Below are 23,515 nucleotides of genomic sequence, written 5' to 3' on the forward strand. Positions count from 1 at the left end.
TTTAGTCCTCTTGTTCGTCAAAATCTGCTTCTATGCGCTCGCGTTCGATAATTACCGTACCAATACGACGTCCATCGAGCTGCTTGACTGTGAAATGGAATCGATATGGGCCCCATACTAAGTCACACTGGTCATCGGGTTTAGGCAATGTACCAAAACGCTCTAATAAATACCCGGCCAAGGTGGAGTATTCCTCGTCCTCATCAACGAGGCCATCAATCTCTAGAATTTGTTCAAGGTGGTGTAAATCGGCCGCGCCATCCACAACCCAGCGGTTTTCTGCTGTGGCAACAATGTCGGGGATTTCATCTTCGTCAGGGAATTCGCCGGCAATGGCTTCAAAAATATCAATCGGCGTTACCACACCCTCAATCGCACCGAACTCATCTGTCACTAAAGCCAATTGGCCACGCGCCTCTTTAAATAGCTCCATCAGCTGCAAAATCCCAATGGATTCATGCACAATGACCGGTTCACGCAGTTTATTTAAGTGCACTCGTCCATCGGTGATTAAATCTGCCATCAGCTCTTTAGCCTGCCCTAGCCCAATGACCTCGTCCAAAGCGCCTCGACATACGGGTAAATAGCTGTGTGGTTCCCGTTCGATTTGAGCTTTGATGGTTTCAGGATCCTCTTCAATATCAACCCACGCTACATTATTACGCGGTGTCATGATGGATCGTACGTTACGCTCAGACAGTGTCAGTACGCCACTGACCATATTGCGCTCCTCATCACCAAACACCAGGCTGGGGTCTTGGGGTGCCTCTGGGCTCTGTTCTGTGTCCGCGTCTACTTCGGCAATGGGTTTTTTACCTAGCATGCGTAAAACGGTTTCTGCTGTGCGCTCTCGCATCGGGCGTCTGGCTTCGGCTTTGCGTTGGTTGCGACGCGCAATTTGGTTAAGGACCTCGACCAGCACAGAAAAGGCGATGGCAGCATAGAGATAGCCTTTGGGTACATCAAAACCGTAACCTTCGGCTAATAGGGAAAAGCCGATCATGAGCAAAAAGCCCAAACACAAAATCACGACCGTAGGGTGTTTATTCACAAAGCTTGTAAGTGGTTTTGACGCCACGATCATCAAAGCAATCGCAATAATCACCGCAATCATCATAATAGGCAGGTGTGACACCATACCTACCGCCGTAATCACCGCGTCAATCGAGAACACCGCATCCAAAATCACGATCTGCGTCACAATGACCCAAAAGCTAGCATGCATGCGCGAGCCAGAGGCATGTTGAGTGCGCGGGTCTAAGCGTTCGTGTAGCTCTAGGGTGCCTTTAAAGAGCAAAAATAGCCCCCCAATGATCAAGATCACATCCCGACCAGAGAAATCGTGCCCCCACACCGTAATCCATGGCGCCGTTAATGTGATCAGCCATGACATAATAGTCAGCAGCCCCAGGCGCATTAATAACGCCAATGACAAACCGATAATACGCGCTTTGTCTCGCTGTTTTGGTGGTAGCTTGTCCACCAAGATGGCGATAAAAATCAGGTTATCTATACCTAAAACAATTTCTAATATGACTAGCGTTAATAACCCGGCCCACGCCGTCGGGTCTGCCATCCACTCCATTTAAGGGGCTCCGTCTAAACAAAAAAGCATGAAAAAAGGAAAAAAAAGCCACCGCCCTAGCAGTGGCTTAAAAACAATTAGTTTTGTAAATGCATGATCATCTGGGGAAAGATTTTTGGGGTGGCGGCTAAAATCTGCCCTGTTTCGTACCAGCTTTGTTCACCCTCGAGGTCGCCCACCAAGGCACCGGCTTCCATGGCAATCAATGCGCCTGCGGCCATATCCCATGGTTTAAGGTTAACTGCACAAAAACCATCCAATCGCCCACACGCTACATAAGCTAAATCCAGTACCGTGGAACCCGTACGACGCACCGCTGCGCACTCGGTCAACAGCCCTGTGAAAGGCGAGGTCGTGGTAAGCGCGCCTGCCGACCCAGCCACATGAGCGCCGATCAACGCATCATGATAACGGCGTTGCTCTGAGACGCGAATACGGCGATCGTCTAAAAATGCGCCACTACCACGGCTAGCAGCAAAAATCTCATTATTGCTGGGGTCAAAGATGACGGCATGCGCCAACTGACCACGGTGCAAAGCGGCGATTGATACGGCATAATGGGGAAAACCATGGATAAAGTTAGTCGTGCCGTCCAGTGGATCAATCACCCATTGGTATTCCACACCACCGCGCCCTACTTTATCGGCATCGGGTTGACGTTCGCCTGTTTCTTCGCCCAAAAAGGCATGATCTGGATACGCTTCGGCTAAAACTTCTATAATGACTTCTTCTACTGCCTGATCGACTTCGGTAACATAGTCGCTAGGTCCTTTACGTGCAATGTGCACACGCTCAAGGTCTCGACTAGCGCGGGTAATAATATCGCCTGCACGGCGTGCCGCTTTAATAGCGGTAAATAGCATCGGGTGCATAAATTTCCGTAATTCGTAAAAACAAGCCCTAAAATAACCCTGTTTTATCACAAGGGCTAACAACAATTTAGTATTTTAAATGACTACGACCCAAAACGAGCCTTTATTCAACCATATTCGTTTTATTATGGTTGAACCCAGTCACCCAGGCAACGTTGGTGCTGCCGCCAGAGCCATCAAAACCATGGGTTTTCAGCAACTGTGCTTAGTGAACCCAAAATCGCCCACCATCATAACGCATGAAAATGCGATTGCAATGGCAAGTGGGGCCACGGATGTGCTTGAAAACACCACCATTGCCGATAGTTTAGAACAAGCGCTCGCCCCTGTCTCCCTAGCTTTTGCGCTCACAGCCAGGCCACGCTATATTGGCCCGCCCCCAAAAACCATCCGCGAGTCGGCTTGCATTGGTGCCGAGCACCTACGCATGCACCCTACCGGCCAGATAGCCATTGTATTAGGTACCGAGCGCACGGGCCTAGAAAATCACGCCATCAACCAGTGCCAGTATTTATGCTATATCCCTGCCAACCCAGAATATAGTTCGCTCAATGTGGCACAAGCACTACAATTAGCCGCATGGGAACTGCGTTATGCTCTCTTAGAACAGCTGGATTTTCCTTTAGTGGTCAAAACCCCCGGCAAAATACTCGAAGCCGATTTGCCGGCCACACAATCGGAAATCCAGTCCTTTTTAACGCATTGGGAGCAAGCCCTTACGGCCGTGGATTTTTTGGATCCTAATCACCCTAAAAAACTCATGGTGCGTATGCAACAGCTTTTTACTCGTAGCCAGTTAAGCCATGCAGAAGTCGCTATGTTGCGTGGGGTATGTACCGCTATGATGAAAACGGCCCGTAAAATAAACCCAACAACGACTTCTTAACACACCACTTAATTAAAAAACCAAATACCACCGATTATGTTTAAACAGTTACGCGAAGACATTGCCTGCATTTACGAAAGAGACCCTGCCGCTCGTAGCCGTTGGGAAATTCTCACCTGTTATCCAGGCCTACATGCCATCTTAGCGCATCGCTTATCTCACAAGCTTTGGAATACCGGTTTTTTATGGTTAGCACGATTTGTCTCTCATTTAGCTCGTATTTTTACTGGTATCGAAATTCACCCCGGCGCTAAAATAGGTAAACGCGTTTTTTTTGATCATGGTATGGGCATTGTGATTGGTGAAACGGCTGAAATCGGGGATGACTGTACGATTTACCAAGGGGTGACTTTGGGTGGTACTAGCCTATATAAAGGCACAAAACGACACCCTACCCTAGAGAACAATGTGGTGGTGGGCGCAGGTGCCCAAATTCTTGGGGGGTTTACAGTAGGGGCAAATGCCAAGATTGGCTCCAATGCCGTCGTTGTTAAGCCAGTACCAGCCAATGCCACCGCTGTTGGCAATCCTGCGCGCATTATTACTAAAGAAGACAAAAAAACCACGGCGCCTACTACGCCTGCTCCTTCCCCTGCTTCGGCCGAAGAGGCCGTGCGCCACCCCACTGACCACCCCTGCAAGGCGGAATGGACGGGCAAACCATTAAAGGAGCTGCTTGAACAAAGCGCTCGCTCTAAAGCGGCAAGTCCTTTGCACCAAGCCAGTAATGATGCTTTCCCCGCCTATGCCGTAGACAGCACGAATAACGACCCCTTAGTTCAAGTTATCCATGAGCTAATTAATCATTCAGCCCAACAAGAACAACGCATCAGTCAGCTATGCAAAGCGCTCGAAGAGCTTGGACAGCGGGTAGAAAACGGCCAGCAACCGCTGGATGTTGAACGTCTTAATAAAATGATGGAGTGATTCACATGTCAGCCGCTACTACAGAGAATAGTTCAGGACCACGTACTCTGCGACGAGGGCTACAAATACTGCAAACCTTGCAAGCTCATGATGAAAGTGGTCTTAGCGTCACCGAGCTATCTCGGCTCACCGGTCTACAGCGTCCTACCATTTACCGTCTCTTAGCGGCTTTAACTGAATGTCAGTTTGTTCATACGGTCGGCAAAACTCGACGCTATGCGGCCAGCAAACCCACGCATCCTCATGCCGAAAATGAACATCATTTAGTGGAAATTGCCAAACCTTTTATGCGTGAGCTTGCTTTTAAGGTTGGCGATGCGGTGTTTTTGGTTATTCGGGAAAATAATGATTCGCTCACACTCTGGCGCGAGATCGGCCCCTACCCTGTGCAAATTTTAGGCACCTATGTGAATAAGCGTCAGCCATTAGGGGTAGGCTCTGCTGGTATGGCGCTTTTGGCCAAGTTGGATGATCACACCGTCGACCAAATTATCGAAGCCAATAGCCACAAGCTGGACCACTACGGTGGTATGACACAGCGCGAATTACGTCAGCTTATTACTAATACCCGCACACGGGGGTATTCTGTCGTGGGAAATTATGCTGTACGTGGGGCGCTTGGTGTTGGTTGTGCTTTATGCAGCAGTCAGGGGCACCCACTTTTGGCGGTAAGCGTTACGGCTATCACCGAGCGCATGCCAGCAAGACGGCAAAAAGAAATTGCTCGGCTTTTACATCAAACACTGGAACATATTGCAGAGAAAATGTAAAAAAAGGGAGTCGGTCGACTCCCCTTTTTTTTTAAGCAGCTTGCTCTTCTTTGAGCACAGCTCGAACAGGTACTGGGTGGTTCATGCCTGCTTCGCTTAGGGTTTGTAATGCCAAGCGGTTTAGCTCGAACCGTACGTCCCAAAAATCCTCGACTGCCGTCCAGGCTCGTAGATTTAACACCACGGTACTGTCTTTATAATCACTCACAAAAACCATGGGTGCGGGGTCTTTTAAGACCTTGGCGTGGTTATCCAAGAGCTCTTGTAATACGTTTAATGCGCGATCTAGATCATCACCATAGCGTACCCCTACGCCAATATCCATGCGTCGGGTGGAGTTACGGCTATAGTTAATAATTGGGTTACCCCAGATCAAATTATTGGGTAAGCAAAAATTAACACCATCGACTTGCACAAACTTGGTCATAAATAGGCCAACCTCATACACCGTACCATCGCCCTTGCCAACAATAGACACAAATTCCCCAGCACGAATCGGGCGTAATACCAGTAGCATAATGCCTGAAGCGATATTTTGTAGGGTGCTTTGTAAAGCGAGACCAATAGCTAAACCTGCCGCCCCAAGAACCGCAATAATACTGGCAGTCTGTACCCCAAAGCGCGCTAAGACAGCAATAAGCACAAAAATACGTATGGCCCACACCACAACGCTTTGCGCAATCGGTACAATAGTGACATCAATGTGGGGGGAACGCTGGGCCATTTTGCGTACCCAGCTACCAGCTAGATTCGATAGCCACCACCCTACGATTAAAATCAAGACTGCTAACACAAGATTGATTGCCATTGCCTCTAGCCATGGCATCGCTCCAAATGGAATAGCCAGCTTTTCCGACATAAAATTACGCTCCGTAAAAACAAATAATTCCCATCATAACGACTTTGGCTAAAGTTCGCAGCCGAACTTAAATTTGTTAACCTTGTTGGCATCTTTGTCTTTGATAGCCAACCCCTCACACATCTCAAGGTAATTTGTATGCCAACGACCTACCCCTTATCCGTTTTAGATTTGGCGCCAATTGTTCAGGGCAGTACCCCTGCCGACTCTTTTAAAAATACGATTCAACTGGCTCAACAAGCAGATCAAGCCGCTTTTACGCGCTATTGGCTAGCTGAGCATCACGGCATGGTCGGCATTGCCAGTGCGGCGACTTCGGTGTTAATCGCTCATGTTGGGCATCACACACGCCGTATTCGTATTGGAGCCGGTGGAATTATGCTGCCCAATCATTCCCCTTTAGTAATTGCCGAACAGTTCGGTACCTTAGCGGCCTTGTTTCCTGATCGTGTGGATTTAGGCTTAGGTCGTGCTCCCGGCTCTGATCAGCGTACCGCACAAGCCTTACGTCGTAATTTGCAAAGTGATCCTAACGAGTTTCCGCACGATGTGTTGGAGCTGCTGGACTATATGTCTGACCATCCACAACAACCCGTGCCTGCTGTCCCCGGCAAGGGGAGCAATGTGCCTGTATGGATTCTGGGTTCTAGCCTTTTTGGGGCTCAGTTAGCCGCCATGCTAGGCTTGCCTTATGCGTTTGCTTCCCATTTTGCTCCAGCCCAAATGATGGATGCCATCGCTGTTTATCGTCAGCACTTTAAGCCATCACACTATTTACAAAAACCCTATGTGATGCTGGGGTTCAATGTTTTTGCGGCAGAAACCAATGAGAAAGCCCACTATTTAGCGTCTTCGTGGCAACAGTCTTTTGTAAGTTTGCGTCAGGGTAAGCCTATCCAGCTACCACCTCCCGTGGCGAATTACATTGAACGCGCCGGCGCTTTAGGTCAGGCTGTGATGGATCATGCGCTTAGCTGCGCTGCTATTGGCGATTTACCCGCCATCATCGAGCAAACACAAGCTTTTATTGATAAAACCGGTGCCGATGAGCTGATGGTAACCTGCAATATGTATGATCAGCGCGCACGACTGCATTCCTATGCTCTGTTAGCCGAGGCACAAAAACATTTACGTCACGCCCCTTCCGCTTTAGATTTTGCTTAACCTGTATAACCCAACATGACTTCTACGGATCTTTCTGGTCACACCCCCATGATGCGTCAATACTTGCAGCTGAAAGCTCAGGTTCCTTCGTATTTGTTGTTCTACCGCATGGGGGATTTTTATGAGCTTTTTTATGAGGATGCCGAACGCGGTGCCCGTCTTCTTAATTTGACGCTAACCAAGCGTGGTAATTCTAATGGTGAGCCTATTCCCATGGCGGGGGTGCCTTTTCATTCCCTAGAGGGCTACTTGGCGCGTTTAGTGGCTATGGGTGAATCCATGGCGATTTGTGAGCAGATCGGTGACCCAGCAACAAGCAAAGGTCCGGTTGAGCGTAAAATCGTGCGTATTGTCACCCCTGGTACCTTAACCGATGATGCGTTATTGCCCGCTAAGGCGGATCGCATTATCACGGCCATTTGTCCGTCCTCTAAGCCCAGTTCACAAAAAATAGGTATCGCTTGGATGAATCTGGCCAGTGGGGCTTTTAATGTCTATGAGTGCGATAACCACTTGCTTGACGCTCAGCTTAGCCGTTTACAGCCGGCTGAGCTCCTGCACCCAGAAAGCAGCCAAATCCACTACGAAAGCGCCCAGCGCTGTGTGGGCCTGCCCGATTGGCATTTTGCGCAGGATAATGCGTTAGGGGTTTTGTTAGATCATTTTAACGTCGACTCTGTCAGTGGCTTTGGGCTAGACGAGCTACCTTTGGCTACCTATGCCGCTGGTGCTTTGCTGCGCTATGTTAAGCACACACAATCCCAAAGTCTCAACCATATCCAGACCCTGCGCGTAGAGCAACTGGGCGAGTTTGTGGTGCTTGATGGTATCACCCGAAAAAACCTAGAGCTCACAGAAACCATTAGCGGCGAAACTAAACCCACCGTCTTTAGCACCATTGATCACTGCGCCACCCCAATGGGCTCCCGACTGCTACGACGCTGGTTACATCACCCATTGCGCCATAATGACACCATCCGTCAGCGCCAAGCCGGCGTTAAACAGCTTATCGCAGCCCAAGAAGCCCAGCCCTTGGAGCAACCTTTAAACAAGCTGGTGCAGCAGTTAAGCCAATTTCCTGATATTGAGCGTATTGCTACTCGTATTGCTTTAGCTAGTGTACGCCCACGGGAGTTAGCGAGCTTACGCGATGCGCTACAGCTTTTGCCTGCCTTCGAACAACACCTGCGGCTACTTTCCGGGCAATCTCAGGCTTTTGCTACACAACTGCAGTCATTAGCCATAGACCCGGCGTTAACGCAGCTCCTACAACAAGCCATTGCCCCTGAGCCGGCTTTGCTTGTTCGTGATGGTGGCGTGATTGCAGATGGCTATGATGCCGAATTAGACGAGCTACGTCATCTGGCCACAGATAGTGGTGCTTTTTTGCTGCAGCTAGAAGCACGCGAACGCGAGCGTACTGGCATTGCCAATCTTAAAGTTGAATACAATCGCGTCCATGGTTTTTTCATCGAGGTTAGCCGCGCTCAAGCTGATCAAGTCCCCACGGAATATCGTCGTCGACAGACATTAAAAAATGTGGAGCGCTTTATTACGCCAGAGCTAAAAGAATGGGAAGACAAGGTGCTCTCGGCCAAAGAGCGCAGTCTAAACCGAGAAAAAGCCCTGTTTGATGACTTATTAGAGCAGCTTGCTCCCTATGCAGCCATGCTTTCCGTCGCCGCAGCGGCTTTAGCTGAAATTGATGCCCTAGCCAGTTTTGCCCACCATGCATTAGCTAATCACTGGGTGGCACCAGAGTTGAGCGATCATCCTGAAATTCGTATCCAGGCTGGGCGCCACCCTGTGGTCGAGCACACCATAGAGCACTTTATCGCTAATGGCTGCGAGCTCCATGATCAGCAACGACTGCTCATGATCACCGGCCCGAACATGGGGGGTAAATCCACCTATATGCGCCAAACGGCGCTGATTGCGCTTCTGGCCAGAACCGGTAGCTTTGTGCCGGCTGAGCAAGCCGTCATTGGTCCACTGGATCGCATTTTCACCCGCATTGGGGCGGCTGATGATCTGGCGGGTGGGCGCTCTACTTTTATGATGGAAATGACCGAAGCGGCGGCCATTTTATCTGCCGCAACCGAACACAGTTTGGTGTTAATGGATGAGATTGGGCGCGGTACTTCTACCTATGATGGTTTATCGCTCGCCTGGGCGATTGCGCAGCGTTTATTGCAACATAATCGTTGTTTAACCCTGTTTGCTACGCATTATTTTGAGCTAACACGTTTAGCCGATGAGCAAAAAGCCGCATTAAATGTCCATCTAGCTGCCGCCGAAACCAAAGACGGTATCGCATTTTTACACGAGGTGCGCGAAGGCCCCGCTAGCCGTAGTTATGGTATTCAAGTGGCTCAACGGGCCGGTATCCCTGCTGCCGTCATTCACAATGCTAGCGCTGAACTGGCTCGTCTGGAGCAACAACATGCTCATCAACCACAACTGGATTTATTTTCTGCCGCCCCGGCTTCGGCTCCAGCGCCGAGCTTGAGTGCGGAACAAGAGTTAGCACTTGAGCTACAACAAGCCCTTCAGTCCCTAGATATTGATGAGCTAAGCCCACGGGCTGCTTTAGACCTGTTGTATCGTTGGCGCCAATCCTACACGGTTTAAAACCAATAGGCAGCCAGCCCTACAGGCACAACAAATAACGCCGCCGCGCTTAACGCAAGCTGCCACCAGCGCGGTCGGTACTGATAATTGGATCCATGAGAGTCTTTAGGCATACGAGTCGGTAATGGCATGTCATTCCTCCCAACCAATGTTAATGAGAATAATTCCCATTATCGTATAGGTGCCTTATAGATATAAAAAAACCCTACTGAAAAGTAGGGTTTTTTCTGGCGTATCGGGTTTAACGTGTCATGTGATTGGACAACACATTAATAATGCGCCCCGCCGTAGGTGTGGTCTGCACCTGACCGGCATCGTCCACGACTTGAACCAAGCTGCTATTGCCTTGGGCCGTGACACGAATACGGAAGCGCTGTGCCTCGGCGGTGTTACGTGCACGGAAAATACGACCAATAATATTAGGTTGTTCGATTTTCTCGCCGCTATCCGCATCCAAGTAACGAATGTAATATTCGCCGGCACTGCGGTCGCGATCCTCGACAGAGAAGCCTGCCGAATCAATCGCCACCCCAACACGACGCCAAGCACGATCAAAGCCTTCGTTAATTACGAGCTGGCGCTGATCGGATGTGTCTTGAACCTGTACCACTGGTGCCCCATCGGCTGCTTCAGCCTGTGCTACCCGTGCTTGAGCCTGTTCGATATCTGTGCCCAAGAACACCATCAAGCGCGCCAGCATCACGGCATTCAAACCCGGGTCTTCTTTACCATGTACCCATTTAAAGGCGGCGCCATCAGTAGTGGGGGTTTCGTACATATGCTGGTGGCTAATGTAGATTTCCGTTTTACCATTTACACGCTCTAGTCGTGTACGGAAACGCTCACGCTCACCGCTATCAAATACCTGATCCACTACTGAACTGAGCAAGGAACGAATCCAACTGTCTGGGATTTTTGCCCGATTCTCTGCCCAATCCGTCAGCACCATGCCGGCTTTAGGATCCTCGGAATGGATAGTAAAGCCTTGGTTATTCCAAAACTCGAGGATGTGCGGGTAGATTTGCTCGGCTGGCTTATCCACCACTAACCAGCGTAAATCCCCGTCGCGCATGACTTGAATGCCCTCTTGTTCGGGCAGAATACGGTTACCGGGTTGCGCTGCAGCGGGCTGATCCGCTTGCGCTTGTGCGTATTGGCTGTAGGATAATGCCCCCGCATCCGGTGCTTGGAAGCGTGCATTTTGATTAGCCTGGGTTAAATCGGGCGGGATACTGAGTGGATCACCCGTTACCGTGCTTTTGTAATCCACACTTTCTTCTTTGCCTGTGATCTGATTTAAAGCAGAACAGCCGCCTAAAAGCGTGAGACTTAACCCCGTGGTTACTAACCACGCGGTGGATTTAGGGATTAATTTCATGCGAGCAACCCTGCGTCATTAAGAACTTGGCGCAAACCGTCGTGATGTTGTGCACTAAGCGGTGTCATCGGTAAACGGTAGCCAAGCTGTGTTAAGCCCATTTCAGCCAGCGCCCATTTTACAGGAATGGGGTTGGCCTCGATAAAGAGAGCCTGATTAAGATCCGCCAATTTAGCATTTAATTGACGTACTGTGGCCAAATCACCATCTAAAGCGGCTTGGCAAAGCTGTTTCATTAGGCGCGGTGCTACGTTTGCCGTGACAGAAATATTGCCCTTGCCGCCCAATAAGATAAGTGCGGCAGCGGTGGGGTCATCGCCACTGAGCACAATAAAGTCTTCGGGCTTATCGCGTAATAGCTGACCTAATCGACCAATATCACCGGTTGCGTCCTTGACCCCAATGATGTTGGGAATTTGTGCCAAACGTAAAATGGTTTCATTGGACATATCCGCTACGGTGCGCCCAGGTACATTGTATAAAAACGTGGGGAGATCCACGGTTTCTACAATTTTTTTAAAGTGCTGATATAAACCTTCTTGGGTGGGTTTGTTGTAATAAGGTACCACCGACAGCCCAGCTTGCGCTCCCACGTCACGGGCATGCGCAGCCAGCTCGATGGCTTCGGCGGTGGAGTTACCACCTACGCCGGCAATCACTGGGATACGCCCATTTGCGTGTTCGACCGCCACCTGAATCAACTCGGCGTGCTCGTCCATATCGACGGTAGGCGATTCGCCAGTTGTGCCTACCACAACTAAAACATCCGTACCTTCGTTAACGTGCCAGTCGATAAGTTTTCGGTAAGCGTCAAAATCCAGACTTCCATCGGGAAGCATTGGCGTAACAAGGGCAACCATGCTGCCTTGAAAAATAGGGGTTGCAGTATCCGAACTAGCCATAATAGATAAAGTCTCCTGGATAAGACGAGCTAAAGCCAAAAATAAAAGAAGTAACGTATAAGTTTACCGGATTCACGGCAAAATCATAAGAATAAACGAATAATCCACTGCCCTGCGAGCAAAAAGGGTTGCAAAAGCAGCCATAGTACCCCTGTAAACATTAATACAATCAGAATCAACATGCCATAGGGTTCAATACGAGCATACTGATCGGCATAAGGCTGGGGCAAGAGGCTGTATACAATACGCCCGCCATCTAAAGGCGGTAAGGGTACTAGGTTCAGAGCCATTAAGACTAAATTTACCTGAACACCAGCAATGGCCATGCGCCCCCAAAAATCACTGATGTCCATATTTAGCATTAATAAAATGCGTAATATCAAAACCCAGCCTATGCCCATAAGCAAATTAGATGCCGGACCAGCCAACGCCACCCACAAAATATCTCTTTTAGGATGACGTAAACGAGACCAATCCACTGGGACAGGCTTTGCCCAACCAAAAAGTAGCCCCGCCCCGCCAAGTAGTTTTGTTGAAATCAACAAGAACAAAGGCACCACAATAGTTCCAACCGGGTCGATATGACGCGTCGGATTTAGGCTAATTCGCCCTGCTTGCTCTGCCGTTGGGTCACCAAAATACCGCGCTACATATCCATGCGCGGCTTCGTGTAAGGTAATACCAAATAAGACCGGGATAGCGTAGACCGCCAGTGTTTGAATAAAACTTTCCATAGGTAAACTGTATACGGCTCTACGCCATGTTTATTGCATTAAGTTGTTGGGGTCTATTCTAAACCTAATTTTTTCGGATCGCCTAAGCCCACACGCAATACTTCGGGTTGGCCGCTACTTAAGTCGATCACTGTTGTTGAGTCTGCAGGACATGCTCCCCCATCAATGACCGCTGCGAGCTGATGCTCATAACGTTCCAGAATGTCTTGCGCATCATTAAGTGCTTGCTCTTCACCCTCGGGAATTAAGGTCGTAGATAGTAAAGGAGCCCCAACCTGATCAATTAAATCAAGCAGCACCCGATTTTGGGGCACGCGGATCCCGATGGTCTTACGCGAGGGATGTGACACACGACGAGGTACCTCTTTGGTCGCCTCAAGAATAAAAGTCCATGGGCCTGGGGTCGCTAATTTTAATAAACGGTACTGGCTATTATCTACGCGCGCAAACGTGCTGATTTCCGCTAAGTCTCGACAAACCAGTGTTAAATGATGACGCTCATCAAGCCCCCGCAGCCGGCGTAAGCTTTCGGCGGCGGCCTTGTCATCTAAGCGTGCTACCACGGCATAACTCGAATCCGTAGGTACAGCTACCAAGCCACCTTTAGCCAATAAATCCGCTGCTTGTGCTAAAAGACGAGCCTGAGGATTTTGAGGATGCACTTCAAAATATTGAGCCATAAGCGATGTCCTTTATCTCTTCGGGAGCCATACTATAATGGGTATGCTCCTTGGGTTAAACGTGTTCCTCTAGGGGTGATGCATCAGCTGCTCACCAAATAGTAGCTTAACAAAAACACAAGTGGTGCATTTTTTTATTTTTTATGTTATAGTTATATTTCTTTGCAAGGGGTACTACCCAAAACTTGCAAATAATGGTGATCGTAGCTCAGTTGGTAGAGTCCCGGATTGTGATTCCGGTTGTCGCGGGTTCGAGCCCCGTCGATCACCCCAAGATTTTAAAGCCCGTATAATTATTTTATACGGGCTTTTTTGTTTTTTAGCCCAATACCCTTATAGTAGTCTTTGGTTTAACAAAAGGATACGATAGGATGACTGTGGCAAACATACCAGATTGGCAATTAGCCCCTGCGGGCTGGGATTGGTGCGCTCAAGACGAAAATGGGGATTGGTATTGGTATAGCGTCAAACCCGAACCCAGTCTAGGCGGTGGCGTCTGGCGCTCTAACTCTCGTCACCAGCAGTTTGCTTGCAGCGGTTCCCCCAACCCAAACTGGATTCACTCTCTTCAAACACGTCCTTTAGCCTCTGGCCCACGCGATGGTTAACTTGTCTCAACTTTTGCATGATTTCTGGCTAGAGTACTGGCCACATATAGCTCTTATTCTAAGTCTGGTGATCAGTATCCCCACCGCTATTCATGCGGCCATGAATAAAAAAGAAGTACGCGCCGCTATTGGGTGGGTGGGGATCATTCTTTTATCTCCTTTTGCTGGTTCTATCTTATATATCATTGCAGGCGTCAACCGTGTACGCCAAACGCAAATCAGCGAGCTGCGCGATAAGCAAATCAAAGAATACATTAACTATGATACGCCGGTGGTCACTAACCTGCGTCAACAGTTTGATGAACATCTAGAAGCCCTGCAAACACTAGGGAATCAAATCAGTTATTTTCAATTGCGCAGTGGCAATCACATCCAGCTGCTCCAAGGCGGTGATGAGGCTTACCCCGCCATGCTCGACGCTATCCACCAAGCCGAGCACTCTATTGCCCTGCAAAGCTACATTTTTGACAACGACCGTATCGGTCAGCAGTTTGTTGAGGCCTTAGTCAAAGCAAAACAACGTGGTGTCAGCGTACGCGTACTGATTGATGCCATTGGCGTACGCTATTCCCACCCCCCTGTTCATCGCTTACTGCGTAAACACGGCATTACTTGTGCCCTGTTTATGTCTATCCCTTTGCTGCCGCTCAGTTTTTTTAAACGCCCTTATGCGAACTTACGCAGTCACCGCAAAATTTTGATCGTTGACGGACGTATTGCTTTTACGGGTGGTATGAATATACGTGAGGGTTTTTGCAGTGAGTTTACCAATAACAATCCAGCAAAAGACACCCATTTCAGTTTTCAAGGGCCTGTGGTACTGCAGCTGATGTCCACCTTTGCCCATGATTGGGAATTTACCACTAATGAAACCTTAAACTATGATTTTTGGTGTGCGTGTACTTGGGACACTCCCTTGCCACAGGTTCCCGCGCGTTGCGTACGCTCTGGGCCGGATCGATTTTTAGCCAGCACTCACTCGATGCTGCAAGGCGCCTTTGCTGTTGCCCAACGACACATACGCATTCAATCCCCCTACTTTTTACCCGATCAAGTACTGATGGGGGCACTCAATACCGCCGCTCGTCGTGGAGTACGCGTCGATATTGTCATCCCTAAAAAAAATAACTTGCAACTTGTCAGTCGCGCTATGCTAGCGCAAATTAACGAGGTGATTGAAGCGGGTTGCCACGTATGGATGGCAACGGGGTCTTTTAACCACTCTAAGCTAATCACTATCGATGGCCAATGGAGCTATGTGGGTTCATCTAATCTGGATCCACGTAGTTTACGGCTAAATTTTGAGCTAGATGTGGAAATTTATTGTCGTGATATCGCACAACAAATCGAGCAGGCGATTGATGAGGAGATCTATTCAGCTGAAGCACTCAGCTTAGAAAAACTCGCTCAAATCCCTTTTAAGCAACGACTTATCAATCGTATTATTTGGTTAGCCAGCCCCTATCTCTAACCCTAGGGCTTCTACTTAGTTTGAGTTTATCTATACAAATAACGATACAATTTACCCCTCTATGTAGAAAATTTTGTAGTATATATACGATTCCTAAAACGAGAACAACGATTCCATGTCCGATCTTTTTTTAAAGCAGTGGAGCCAAGACTATTTAAGCCACCAACCTCCACGCACCAAATCACTGGTCATGACCTTATTTGGTGATGTCATCCGCCCACATGGCGGAGCCCTATGGCTAGGCAGTCTGATTCGATTGCTCGCTCCTTTTGGTATTAATGACCGCTTGGTTCGCACCAGTGTCTACCGCCTAGCAGAAGAAGGTTGGTTAAGTGCGCAGCGCGAGGGGCGCCGTAGCATGTATACCCTACGACCCCAGGCTTCTGTCCGCTTTCAAAAAGCTCACCAACGCATCTACACCCCTAACTATTTGGAGTGGGATGGCAAGTGGACGCAGTTGTTTTTTATTTCTGCTGACATTAGCACCAAACAACGCGCAGACTTACGCAAAGCCCTTTTATGGGAAGGCTTTGGGGCGTTATCCCCCTTTGCTTTTATTCATCCTAACCCTGATCTGAGTACACTGGATCAATTAATCGAGGACGCGCAATGCAGTCAGGCTGTGTACGTCACTCAGATCCAAGATACTGATTTATCTCATAGCCTACCTTTGTCCACGTTGATTAAAGACTGCTGGCAGCTTGAAGAAATTGTCGAGCGCTATCAACGCTTTATTGCTCATTTTAAGCCGGTGTTAGCGCATCTACAGCAAGCCCCCACCCTGGATGCAGAACAGGCTTTTGTGACACGCACCCTCTTAATTCATGAGTTTAGACGGGCTCAACTGCATGACCCACAGTTACCGCTGGCGCTCCTACCTAAAAACTGGATAGGCAAGCAAGCCTATGAGCTTTGTCAGCAACTCTACCGCTATTTAGCGCAGCCATCGCAGACGCATATCTTAGCAACCCTGCGCACCGAAGACCCCGATGCACCCGATGCGGCACCGTATTTTTATGAGCGATTTGGGGGATTAAAAATAGAAGAAATGACGAGCTGATACAACAAAAGACATGGCGCGTCTGACAGGATTCGAACCTGTGACCGCCCGCTTAGAAGGCGGGTGCTCTATCCAGCTGAGCTACAGACGCGCATAAAAAAAGCATTATACCCTATCTTTGATTAGAATAGCCACGCCGTTTCTGCTCCTCGTAAGAGGTTAAGGTTTTACGCAAAAAATGCAATAGATGAGTAGAACGCAAAATATTTACCCGTGGCAAAGCATAGCGGTCATCCTCGTGTGTGGCTAACCCCCGCTCTGTGGTTACAGCTACTTGATAGCCTGTTTCTTGCACCCAATGTCGCGCCTCAAGGCTTTCGGCGCCATAGGGATAGCAAAAACTGGTTATTTCTTGCTGTAATAGCGATTCCAACGTCTCTTTAGACTCAATAAGCTGTCGCATGCCCTCGACACGATCTACTTTTGACATGTACACGTGATCCACCGTATGCGAACCGATCTCTTGCCCCTGAGCCACCCAGTCTCGAAGCTGTGACGTATTCATCATTGCTGCAGGTAAACTGCCATTTTTTTGCGCCCAATGATTTTGCCCACCTATTTCAGCAGTGACAATAAAATGGGTAGAACTAAAACCTAATGCTTTTAATACCGGCAGCGCATTTTCATAAACGTTTACATAGCCATCATCAAATGTTATTCCAAATACCTTGCCTGTTTTTTCTCCTTTTAAATAAGGTATTAACTGTTGTAATGATAATCCTGTATAACCGAAACGTTTTAGCCAACGCATTTGTTGCGCAAAACGTTTAGGGTGCACTGTAGCCCCCCGCAGCCGTGTTCCTTTTGGGGGCGGCGTACCAATTTGGTGATACATTAAAATGGGTATCATAGTTAACTTCCTTATCCACTCTTCTAAAAACCACCCACTATCTTAAGCCAAATAGTGCTACATTGGCAGCGACCCTTTCTTTTTACTCTATTAACAGCTATGCGATACGTCCTATATAAAACGCTTTGCTTTTTAACTCTCTGTTGGCTTCCATTGTTCAGTGCCCACGCAGGTATTAGCTATTCCTTAGTTGAAAATCACGCTCAGCCAGGTGAAAAAATTACCGTGCGCGCGCTTTTATTTAATGATGAGGCTAATGCGTTAACTTGGTCCCCCCCTGAGCATCTGGTGCTGCAATGGCGTCATGCGGACGGCGATGTGATGCGTAGTCTTGCCTCTTTAAAACAGCCCGCCCAAGAGCTACGTGTGCCCGTCAATAGCTTTACATTGGTTGAGTGGGAGGCCGTGGTACCCAGCGCTGCCAAAGGCGTCCAAGTGCTTAGCATTGAAGGAGCACCCGATCTGTTTGCTTTAGACACCAGCCCCAATGGTGCTCTGCTTGCCAATCAGCTTGCGCTTGCCCCCATTATCGACGCGGGTGCCGCCCCCATTGGTCAACCCGACCCAGAAATCCCCCAAGAGCAACTAACTGCCCAAGGCATTTCCCCCACCTATGGCCCTGCTGTGGCGCAAGCCCCACAAAATCCACATAGCAGCGTTGTTTTTGACAATTTCCGAAATGCGATTTCTTCTTATGAGCCTATTTATTTTATTGTTGGCTCTAAACCTGAAACGAACGCGCGTTTCCAAATTAGCTTTAAATATCGTCTCTTTAACCCTGAGGATGAAAAAAAATCAGGTTTTCATAACCATCTATATCTAGCTTACACACAACGTTCATTGTGGGATTTAAGTTCTGATTCCATGCCTTTTATCGATACCACGTATAACCCCAGTGTCTTTTGGTATAAAGAAAAACTTTGGCAAAATAATAATTCGCCTTTTTATCTGGGCTTAAATGCCGGGGCGGAGCATGAGTCCAATGGTAAAAGCGGCGACGACTCTCGCTCTATTAATGATTTCTATATTCAGCCCGAGTTCAATTACCTATTTGATGGTGGCAGCACGCTGACCTTTATGCCCCGCGTAAAGAAATACTTTGGCGTCAGCAGCGATAACCCAGACTACCGTGACTATATGGGCAATGTGGAATGGAAACTACGCTGGCAACAAGATTACGGTCTTGCTTTAACCGGTACCTATCAACGTGGTAAGCACAACCGTAAAACCACCCAAGTGGATGCTTCTTGGCCTTTAAAGCGCACCCCTCTTAATATGAATGGTTATCTCTACGCTCAATACTACAAAGGTTACGGCGAAACGCTTTTGCATTACAACCAACGCAGCCAATCACAAGTTCGCTTTGGGATTGCTATCATTCCATAGTCTTTCCCCCCAGAAACAGGGGGGGATGACAGATAAAAAACTTTTTTCACAAAAGGCTTGCTTTTTTATTTTAAGTCATGCTATAGTTAAGTCTTTCGGGGCGTAGCGCAGCCTGGTAGCGCATCTGGTTTGGGACCAGAGGGTCGCGAGTTCGAATCCCGCCGCCCCGACCACATTACTAAAAAAGGTTTATGCTTTGGCATAAACCTTTTTTTTCATCTGTCATCGCATTACAATGTGACTATGCTCACACTTTATCGATTTAGTCAGCGCCTTGCTCGCACGGAGTTATTCGTAGCGGGCTCTTTTATGGCTTTTATTTTTTTGTTATTGATAATCAATATCATTACCCGTCTCAATAACATTCCTATTTATTGGATTGACGAGGCGGCTGTCACCGCTATGGTCTGGATGGCACTACTGGCAGCGGCAGCAGGTATCCACTACCGCACTACTATTGCCATGACCCTTTTAAAAGATCGCTTAAGCCAATCAGCGCAATATCGTTTAGATCTGTGCGTAGATACCTTATTGATGCTTTTTTTTGCGGTATTTTTGGCTTTACTGATCATGATCTTTGAGCCTTATCAGCTCATCGTCAAACACCGGTTAGACTGGGCTGCTTTTTCAAGCACAGAGTTTAATTTTGTCTATGAGGAGCCCACCATGACCCTTGGGATAAAAAAATTTTGGACATGGTTAATCCTACCTATTTTTGCTGTTAGCGGCTTCATCCATAGTCTGGCTAACTGGTGTCATACCATGACTCGACTGCGTCAAGAGCATTCCCATGTTAGCAATTAGTTTTTTTACACTGTTACTGCTAAGCGTACCCGTGGCTTTTGTCTTAGCGATAACGGCGCTCTTATTTATTTATACGTCAGACAATACGGTGCTGCTCAGCTCCTACCCTCTGCAGTTTTTTGGGGGACTAGAAAATTATGGTTTGCTGGCTTTGCCGCTTTTTATTTTGCTGGGCGAATGCATGCACGAGGGTGGGATAGCTCGCCGTCTCATGGCCGCTGCTGCCGCATGCATTGGTTCAGTTCGAGGTGGCTTAGCGTATATCAACCTGCTTGCCAATATGATGCTGGCTTCTATCTTGGGTTCTACTGTGGCTCAAGTCACGATAATGGCTCGCATTGCTGTTCCTCAAATGCAGCAAGCCGGCTATCGAAAAGATACTGCTATTACCATCACTGCCCTTGGGGGCTTGTTAGCCCCTATTATGCCACCCTCGATGCTTTTTATTATCTATGGCGTCATCGCACAAATTTCGATTGGGGATTTATTTTTAGCTGGCATTGTTCCTGGATTACTGCTAAGTCTTGCTTTTCTCGCTATTATTGGTGTTTTAGCAAAAAAGCATCAGTATCCATACACTGAGCACCAAAATAGTAAACAGCGCTGTAAAGCGCTTTTTCAAAGCCTACCTGCTGTAATGATACCTATTATCATTATTGGTTGTATTCTTGGTGGGATTGCCACACCGACTGAAGCCGCGGCAATTGCCTGTATTGTCTCCATTCTGGTTGGTAAATATATCTATAAAGAGCTGCATTTCGCATTTATTGGTCCAGCATTAATCCGTGCCGCTCAAAATGCAGCAGTGGTGTTATTGCTCATTGCTGCCTCGCATGTCTTTGGTTGGGTTATCACGTTTGAGAATCTACCTGCCCAATTTGCCGATTGGATTCAACAGGTTACAAGTAGCCCACCCGTTTTTTTATTTTTAGTGGTGCTGGCTTTACTTATCATGGGCATGGTGATGGATCCTATTCCTATTATTATTTTAGTTGTGCCCGTGCTATTACCGGTTGCTATGGATCACTATGGCATCAACCCGTTTCATTTTGGCGTCGTACTATGCTTAAGCTTAGTCCTAGGCTTATTAACCCCTCCGATTGGCTCGGCGCTATTTGTGGCGTCTTCCTTATCTGGCATTAAAGCGGAGCGTATTGCTCGTTTAGCCTTGCCGTATCTATTTGCTGCTCTGGCTGTGATAGCCCTTTTAGTGCTTTTGCCAGCGCTTTCTTTAGTCTTTATCCCCTCGCCCTAACACAAAGGAAATCTCATGCGTAAAAAATGGTATGCCTTTTTTGGTTACTTATGCCTTAGTAGCTCGCTATTTGTTGGCTCGGCCGTCGCCGCGGAACTGCGTTTAGGTCTAATTACTCCTCCCTCTCACCAATGGTCGATTTCCGCCCAGGCACTGGCACAAGAAGTCCAAGAAAAAACACAAGGCGAGCTACGCGTGCGGGTCTATCCATCGGGACAATTAGGTAATGAAGCCCAAATGCTACAGCAGCTACAAAGCGGGGCTTTAGATATGGCTTTTTTGGTCGCTGGGGAGATCGCCAACCGGCGCCCTAACTATGCCGCTCTCTTTGCTCCCTATTTAGTTGATACCCCACAACAAGTCAGTCAGTTATTACAAGGCGAAACCGCCACCGCTATGCTTCAAGAACTTAACAGTCTGGGTTTGGTGGGCTTAGGTTATGGCATGGCGGGAATGCGCCAAATTCTGATGCGTGCAGCGATTAACGATGGGACAGATCTAAAAGGCAAAAAAATCCGCACGATCCCCATTGAGCCTGAGCTCGATTTTTGGCGTAAGGTTGGCGCAGCGCCTACACCTATGCCACTACCTGCGCTATATGATGCCTTTGCTAATGGTCAAATCGATGGCATGCAAATCGACTTTGAGGGTGCATGGAATGTTAAATACATCGACCATGCTAAAACCGTTTTACACTCATCACACATGATGCTACCGATGGTTGCTGTGGCTTCAGCAAAAAAATGGCAGACCCTGAGCGAAACACAACAAAAACTATTACAAGAAATCGTCGCCAAGCATTTAGAGCAAATTATCTTGGCCTATGAAAAAATTGATCAAGACTACTTAGACCAAATCCAAACCACAGGGGTTTCGATTCTTAAGGTGGATCGAGCATTTTTTGGTGAAAGTATAGAAAACTGGTATCAGGTATGGCGTACCAAGTCCCCTACCCTTAAAGCATTGGAGCAAGAAGCAGCACAAATAAAAGCCCAAACCCCCTAGTCCACCCATACGATGTGGCTCGTGTGATGGCATTTCACAAAGCCCACAGCGGCAAGCTTATAAAACGCTTACGGCTGTGGGCTTTGACATTATTAAGGTGCAACGGTTGCCCCGCCTTGGCCGCTACGCTGCAATGCTTCGGCTACAAATCCGTTAGCCTTCATTTCTTTAATAAAATCAGTCACATATTGCAAAGCCACATCACGCCCTTTAGGTAGCGCCATGGCTTGATGAATAGCCGTAAAATGGCCGTCTAAAATACGGTATCCTGTGTGCTCTGCCGCATATGCTTGTAACGTTTGACGCACGCCGGCTACCGCCTCCAGGCCCTGTTCTACAAACCCATGAATCGCTGCAGCCGAAGTGGAAAACTTAACGAGTTCGGCATGCTGTAAATGCCGAGATAAAAACAAATCATAAGCCGCGCCCTGCCCAACCGCAATACGCACCCCCTCTCGATCTAGCTCTTCCACCTGCAACCACGGTGCCGTGTCTTTAACCATATAGGTTCCCTCTATCAGTACGTAGGCTTCGGTGAAATCGATTTTCTCTGCGCGTTTAGGATCGATCGCCATAAATGCGATATCCCAAGCATTTTCCTCCACAGCGGCCGCTACTTTTGCTGCAGCGTCATAACTAATAAAACGGGGCACCACGCCAAGGCGACGAGCGAGTTCTCTGGCAAGGTCTGCCGTTACCCCTAAAGGAACACCATCTTTACCACGTTGTGCAAGTGCTGTATTGCCGTAATTTAGCGCAATGCGTAATTCGCCTTGGGGTGCTAGGTTTTTCATCACAGCGTCTACCTGATTCAACATGAATTGTCTCCTTAATAAAAAAAGCAGCCCGTAGGCTGCTTTAAGAATAGTTCGCAAATCGATTAACCAAAGCGTCCAGTGATGTAGTCTTCGGTTTCTTTGCGTGCGGGCTTCACGAAAATCTGGTCCGTTTCACCAAACTCCATAAGCTCGCCCAAATACATATAAGCGGTGTAATCTGAGCAGCGGGCAGCCTGTTGCATATTATGCGTCACAATTAACACAGTATAATCGTTTTTTAGCTCTGTAATGAGCTCTTCGATTTTCGCTGTAGAAATGGGGTCCAATGCCGAGGTTGGCTCATCCAATAACAATACCTCTGGTTTAATCGCAACGCCGCGAGCAATACACAAGCGCTGTTGCTGACCACCCGATAATCCATTACCGTTTTGTTTGAGCTTATCTTTGACCTCATCCCACAAGGCTGCTTTAGTCAGTGCCCACTCTACCCGCTCGTCCATTTCCCCTTTGCTTAACTTTTCAAATAAGCGCACCCCAAAAGCAATATTGTCATAAATGCTCATTGGGAACGGCGTCGGTTTTTGGAAAACCATGCCAACTTTAGCGCGTAATAATGAAATATCTAAGTTAGAGGTTAATAGATTTTCTCCATCCAGCAGGATTTCCCCCTCGGCTCGCTGCCCAGGATAGAGTTCAAACATGCGGTTAAAAGTACGCAACAAGGTGGATTTACCACATCCCGATGGGCCAATAAATGCCGTCACCTTGTTTTCCTTGATGCTCATATTGACGTCTTTAATGGCATGGAAGTTGCCGTAGTAAAAATTTAAATTTTTTACTTCGAGCTTAATACGTTCAGTTGTAGAGTTGCTTTGCATAGTCATCATTTAATCGAAAAAAGGCGAGGCG

23 protein-coding genes and 3 tRNA genes are annotated in these 23,515 nt (G+C 48.0%); 14 read left to right on the top strand and 12 right to left on the bottom strand.

What is annotated here, in order from left to right; translation table 11 throughout:
• Position 1: 1 nt before the first annotated feature.
• A complete protein-coding gene (locus ABD980_RS05390; protein WP_345370172.1) occupies positions 2 to 1,585 on the bottom strand; it encodes a TerC family protein in 1,584 nt (527 codons plus the stop codon).
• A 77-nt stretch (positions 1,586 to 1,662) separates the two neighbouring features.
• The gene (locus ABD980_RS05395; RefSeq protein WP_260649135.1) at positions 1,663 to 2,457 is read right to left on the bottom strand and encodes an inositol monophosphatase family protein; all 795 of its coding nucleotides are present in this window, start codon (positions 2,455 to 2,457) and stop codon (positions 1,663 to 1,665) included.
• 79 nt (positions 2,458 to 2,536) lie between these two features.
• Here ABD980_RS05395 and ABD980_RS05400 point away from each other — a divergent pair, with 79 nt between their 5' ends.
• The 3 genes from ABD980_RS05400 to ABD980_RS05410 are packed head-to-tail and all read left to right on the top strand — an operon-like array spanning position 2,537 to position 5,040.
• Positions 2,537 to 3,343: an RNA methyltransferase gene (locus ABD980_RS05400; protein ID WP_345370174.1), complete on the top strand. Its 807-nt coding sequence runs from the start codon at positions 2,537 to 2,539 to the stop codon at positions 3,341 to 3,343.
• Positions 3,344 to 3,379: 36 nt separating this feature from the next.
• Positions 3,380 to 4,270: a serine O-acetyltransferase gene (cysE, locus tag ABD980_RS05405; protein ID WP_345370176.1), complete on the top strand. Its 891-nt coding sequence runs from the start codon at positions 3,380 to 3,382 to the stop codon at positions 4,268 to 4,270.
• Between the two features lie 5 nt (positions 4,271 to 4,275).
• Complete coding sequence (locus ABD980_RS05410; protein WP_345370178.1) at positions 4,276 to 5,040, top strand: IclR family transcriptional regulator; 765 nt, start codon at positions 4,276 to 4,278, stop codon at positions 5,038 to 5,040.
• Between the two features lie 31 nt (positions 5,041 to 5,071).
• On the opposite strand, the gene ABD980_RS05415 is transcribed toward ABD980_RS05410, so the two are convergent.
• A complete protein-coding gene (locus ABD980_RS05415) occupies positions 5,072 to 5,899 on the bottom strand; it encodes a mechanosensitive ion channel family protein (RefSeq protein WP_260649140.1) in 828 nt (275 codons plus the stop codon).
• Positions 5,900 to 6,037: 138 nt separating this feature from the next.
• On the opposite strand from ABD980_RS05415, the gene ABD980_RS05420 reads away from it, so the two are divergent.
• Both ABD980_RS05420 and mutS read left to right on the top strand, forming a co-directional pair.
• A complete protein-coding gene (locus ABD980_RS05420; protein WP_260649141.1) occupies positions 6,038 to 7,063 on the top strand; it encodes an LLM class flavin-dependent oxidoreductase in 1,026 nt (341 codons plus the stop codon).
• A 15-nt stretch (positions 7,064 to 7,078) separates the two neighbouring features.
• Positions 7,079 to 9,694: a DNA mismatch repair protein MutS gene (gene mutS, locus ABD980_RS05425; RefSeq protein ID WP_345370181.1), complete on the top strand. Its 2,616-nt coding sequence runs from the start codon at positions 7,079 to 7,081 to the stop codon at positions 9,692 to 9,694.
• On the opposite strand, the gene ABD980_RS05430 is transcribed toward mutS, so the two are convergent.
• The 5 genes from ABD980_RS05430 to ABD980_RS05450 form a co-directional block, all read right to left on the bottom strand.
• Positions 9,691 to 9,825, bottom strand: a complete 135-nt coding sequence (locus ABD980_RS05430) for a hypothetical protein (RefSeq protein ID WP_345370183.1) — start codon at positions 9,823 to 9,825, stop codon at positions 9,691 to 9,693. The genes mutS and ABD980_RS05430 overlap by 4 nt on opposite strands.
• Before the next feature lie 110 nt (positions 9,826 to 9,935).
• Positions 9,936 to 11,072, bottom strand: coding sequence for an NlpB/DapX family lipoprotein (gene bamC, locus ABD980_RS05435; RefSeq protein WP_345370185.1), 1,137 nt, complete (start codon positions 11,070 to 11,072; stop codon positions 9,936 to 9,938).
• Complete coding sequence (dapA, locus tag ABD980_RS05440) at positions 11,069 to 11,974, bottom strand: 4-hydroxy-tetrahydrodipicolinate synthase (RefSeq protein WP_260649146.1); 906 nt, start codon at positions 11,972 to 11,974, stop codon at positions 11,069 to 11,071. The genes bamC and dapA overlap by 4 nt, the downstream gene beginning before the upstream one ends.
• Positions 11,975 to 12,057: 83 nt before the next feature.
• Positions 12,058 to 12,708, bottom strand: coding sequence for a site-2 protease family protein (locus tag ABD980_RS05445; RefSeq protein ID WP_260649147.1), 651 nt, complete (start codon positions 12,706 to 12,708; stop codon positions 12,058 to 12,060).
• Positions 12,709 to 12,761: 53 nt separating this feature from the next.
• Complete coding sequence (locus ABD980_RS05450; protein ID WP_260649148.1) at positions 12,762 to 13,388, bottom strand: L-threonylcarbamoyladenylate synthase; 627 nt, start codon at positions 13,386 to 13,388, stop codon at positions 12,762 to 12,764.
• Between the two features lie 197 nt (positions 13,389 to 13,585).
• Here ABD980_RS05450 and ABD980_RS05455 point away from each other — a divergent pair.
• From ABD980_RS05455 to paaX, 4 genes are all read left to right on the top strand, one after another.
• Positions 13,586 to 13,661: transfer RNA gene (locus ABD980_RS05455), tRNA-His, on the top strand.
• Positions 13,662 to 13,759: 98 nt separating this feature from the next.
• On the top strand, positions 13,760 to 13,996 hold the full coding sequence (locus ABD980_RS05460) for a hypothetical protein (protein WP_345370189.1): 237 nt from the start codon (positions 13,760 to 13,762) through the stop codon (positions 13,994 to 13,996).
• A complete protein-coding gene (locus tag ABD980_RS05465) occupies positions 13,989 to 15,467 on the top strand; it encodes a phospholipase D-like domain-containing protein (RefSeq protein ID WP_345370191.1) in 1,479 nt (492 codons plus the stop codon). The genes ABD980_RS05460 and ABD980_RS05465 overlap by 8 nt, the downstream gene beginning before the upstream one ends.
• A 115-nt stretch (positions 15,468 to 15,582) precedes the next feature.
• Entirely contained in the window at positions 15,583 to 16,527 is a 945-nt protein-coding gene (gene paaX, locus ABD980_RS05470; protein WP_300647597.1) for a phenylacetic acid degradation operon negative regulatory protein PaaX, read from the top strand.
• Positions 16,528 to 16,541: 14 nt separating this feature from the next.
• On the opposite strand, the gene ABD980_RS05475 is transcribed toward paaX, so the two are convergent.
• Together ABD980_RS05475 and ABD980_RS05480 are read right to left on the bottom strand one after the other, a co-directional pair.
• Positions 16,542 to 16,618, bottom strand: a tRNA-Arg gene (locus tag ABD980_RS05475).
• Between the two features lie 21 nt (positions 16,619 to 16,639).
• Entirely contained in the window at positions 16,640 to 17,377 is a 738-nt protein-coding gene (locus ABD980_RS05480; RefSeq protein WP_345370194.1) for a polysaccharide deacetylase family protein, read from the bottom strand.
• Positions 17,378 to 17,530: 153 nt separating this feature from the next.
• On the opposite strand from ABD980_RS05480, the gene ABD980_RS05485 reads away from it, so the two are divergent.
• The 5 genes from ABD980_RS05485 to ABD980_RS05505 all read left to right on the top strand — a co-directional run bounded on the left by ABD980_RS05485 (position 17,531) and on the right by ABD980_RS05505 (position 21,827).
• Positions 17,531 to 18,763, top strand: a complete 1,233-nt coding sequence (locus ABD980_RS05485; RefSeq protein ID WP_345370196.1) for a phospholipase A — start codon at positions 17,531 to 17,533, stop codon at positions 18,761 to 18,763.
• Positions 18,764 to 18,859: 96 nt separating this feature from the next.
• Positions 18,860 to 18,936: transfer RNA gene (locus ABD980_RS05490), tRNA-Pro, on the top strand.
• A gap of 70 nt (positions 18,937 to 19,006) precedes the next feature.
• The gene (locus tag ABD980_RS05495; RefSeq protein ID WP_345370258.1) at positions 19,007 to 19,567 is read left to right on the top strand and encodes a TRAP transporter small permease; all 561 of its coding nucleotides are present in this window, start codon (positions 19,007 to 19,009) and stop codon (positions 19,565 to 19,567) included.
• Positions 19,554 to 20,822 carry a TRAP transporter large permease gene (locus tag ABD980_RS05500; RefSeq protein WP_345370198.1) on the top strand — a complete coding sequence of 423 codons (1,269 nt, stop codon included), beginning with the start codon at positions 19,554 to 19,556 and terminating at the stop codon, positions 20,820 to 20,822. Before ABD980_RS05495 ends, ABD980_RS05500 begins: the two co-directional genes overlap by 14 nt.
• Before the next feature lie 15 nt (positions 20,823 to 20,837).
• On the top strand, positions 20,838 to 21,827 hold the full coding sequence (locus ABD980_RS05505) for a TRAP transporter substrate-binding protein (RefSeq protein ID WP_345370200.1): 990 nt from the start codon (positions 20,838 to 20,840) through the stop codon (positions 21,825 to 21,827).
• A 92-nt stretch (positions 21,828 to 21,919) separates the two neighbouring features.
• Here the strand turns inward: ABD980_RS05505 and ABD980_RS05510 are convergent, their stop codons facing one another.
• Positions 21,920 to 22,645, bottom strand: a complete 726-nt coding sequence (locus ABD980_RS05510) for an ABC transporter substrate-binding protein (RefSeq protein WP_345370202.1) — start codon at positions 22,643 to 22,645, stop codon at positions 21,920 to 21,922.
• A 62-nt stretch (positions 22,646 to 22,707) separates the two neighbouring features.
• Positions 22,708 to 23,484 carry a phosphate ABC transporter ATP-binding protein PstB gene (gene pstB / locus ABD980_RS05515; protein ID WP_260649195.1) on the bottom strand — a complete coding sequence of 259 codons (777 nt, stop codon included), beginning with the start codon at positions 23,482 to 23,484 and terminating at the stop codon, positions 22,708 to 22,710.
• Positions 23,485 to 23,515: the final 31 nt, after the last annotated feature.

It is taken from the genome of Paenalcaligenes hermetiae (genome assembly GCF_039543645.1).
Taxonomy (GTDB): domain Bacteria; phylum Pseudomonadota; class Gammaproteobacteria; order Burkholderiales; family Burkholderiaceae_B; genus Paenalcaligenes; species Paenalcaligenes hermetiae.

Excerpts from the sequence above, each read along its gene's own strand:
- ABD980_RS05390 (WP_345370172.1), bottom strand. The coding sequence starts at position 1,585 with ATGGAGTGGATGGCAGACCCGACGGCGTGGGCCGGGTTATTAACGCTA.
- ABD980_RS05395 (WP_260649135.1), bottom strand. The coding sequence starts at position 2,457 with ATGCACCCGATGCTATTTACCGCTATTAAAGCGGCACGCCGTGCAGGC.
- ABD980_RS05400 (WP_345370174.1), top strand. The coding sequence starts at position 2,537 with ATGACTACGACCCAAAACGAGCCTTTATTCAACCATATTCGTTTTATT.
- cysE (WP_345370176.1), top strand. The coding sequence starts at position 3,380 with ATGTTTAAACAGTTACGCGAAGACATTGCCTGCATTTACGAAAGAGAC.
- ABD980_RS05410 (WP_345370178.1), top strand. The coding sequence starts at position 4,276 with ATGTCAGCCGCTACTACAGAGAATAGTTCAGGACCACGTACTCTGCGA.
- ABD980_RS05415 (WP_260649140.1), bottom strand. The coding sequence starts at position 5,899 with ATGTCGGAAAAGCTGGCTATTCCATTTGGAGCGATGCCATGGCTAGAG.
- ABD980_RS05420 (WP_260649141.1), top strand. The coding sequence starts at position 6,038 with ATGCCAACGACCTACCCCTTATCCGTTTTAGATTTGGCGCCAATTGTT.
- mutS (WP_345370181.1), top strand. The coding sequence starts at position 7,079 with ATGACTTCTACGGATCTTTCTGGTCACACCCCCATGATGCGTCAATAC.
- ABD980_RS05430 (WP_345370183.1), bottom strand. The coding sequence starts at position 9,825 with ATGCCATTACCGACTCGTATGCCTAAAGACTCTCATGGATCCAATTAT.
- bamC (WP_345370185.1), bottom strand. The coding sequence starts at position 11,072 with ATGAAATTAATCCCTAAATCCACCGCGTGGTTAGTAACCACGGGGTTA.
- dapA (WP_260649146.1), bottom strand. The coding sequence starts at position 11,974 with ATGGCTAGTTCGGATACTGCAACCCCTATTTTTCAAGGCAGCATGGTT.
- ABD980_RS05445 (WP_260649147.1), bottom strand. The coding sequence starts at position 12,708 with ATGGAAAGTTTTATTCAAACACTGGCGGTCTACGCTATCCCGGTCTTA.
- ABD980_RS05450 (WP_260649148.1), bottom strand. The coding sequence starts at position 13,388 with ATGGCTCAATATTTTGAAGTGCATCCTCAAAATCCTCAGGCTCGTCTT.
- ABD980_RS05460 (WP_345370189.1), top strand. The coding sequence starts at position 13,760 with ATGACTGTGGCAAACATACCAGATTGGCAATTAGCCCCTGCGGGCTGG.
- ABD980_RS05465 (WP_345370191.1), top strand. The coding sequence starts at position 13,989 with ATGGTTAACTTGTCTCAACTTTTGCATGATTTCTGGCTAGAGTACTGG.
- paaX (WP_300647597.1), top strand. The coding sequence starts at position 15,583 with ATGTCCGATCTTTTTTTAAAGCAGTGGAGCCAAGACTATTTAAGCCAC.
- ABD980_RS05480 (WP_345370194.1), bottom strand. The coding sequence starts at position 17,377 with ATGATACCCATTTTAATGTATCACCAAATTGGTACGCCGCCCCCAAAA.
- ABD980_RS05495 (WP_345370258.1), top strand. The coding sequence starts at position 19,007 with ATGCTCACACTTTATCGATTTAGTCAGCGCCTTGCTCGCACGGAGTTA.
- ABD980_RS05500 (WP_345370198.1), top strand. The coding sequence starts at position 19,554 with ATGTTAGCAATTAGTTTTTTTACACTGTTACTGCTAAGCGTACCCGTG.
- ABD980_RS05505 (WP_345370200.1), top strand. The coding sequence starts at position 20,838 with ATGCGTAAAAAATGGTATGCCTTTTTTGGTTACTTATGCCTTAGTAGC.
- ABD980_RS05510 (WP_345370202.1), bottom strand. The coding sequence starts at position 22,645 with ATGTTGAATCAGGTAGACGCTGTGATGAAAAACCTAGCACCCCAAGGC.
- pstB (WP_260649195.1), bottom strand. The coding sequence starts at position 23,484 with ATGCAAAGCAACTCTACAACTGAACGTATTAAGCTCGAAGTAAAAAAT.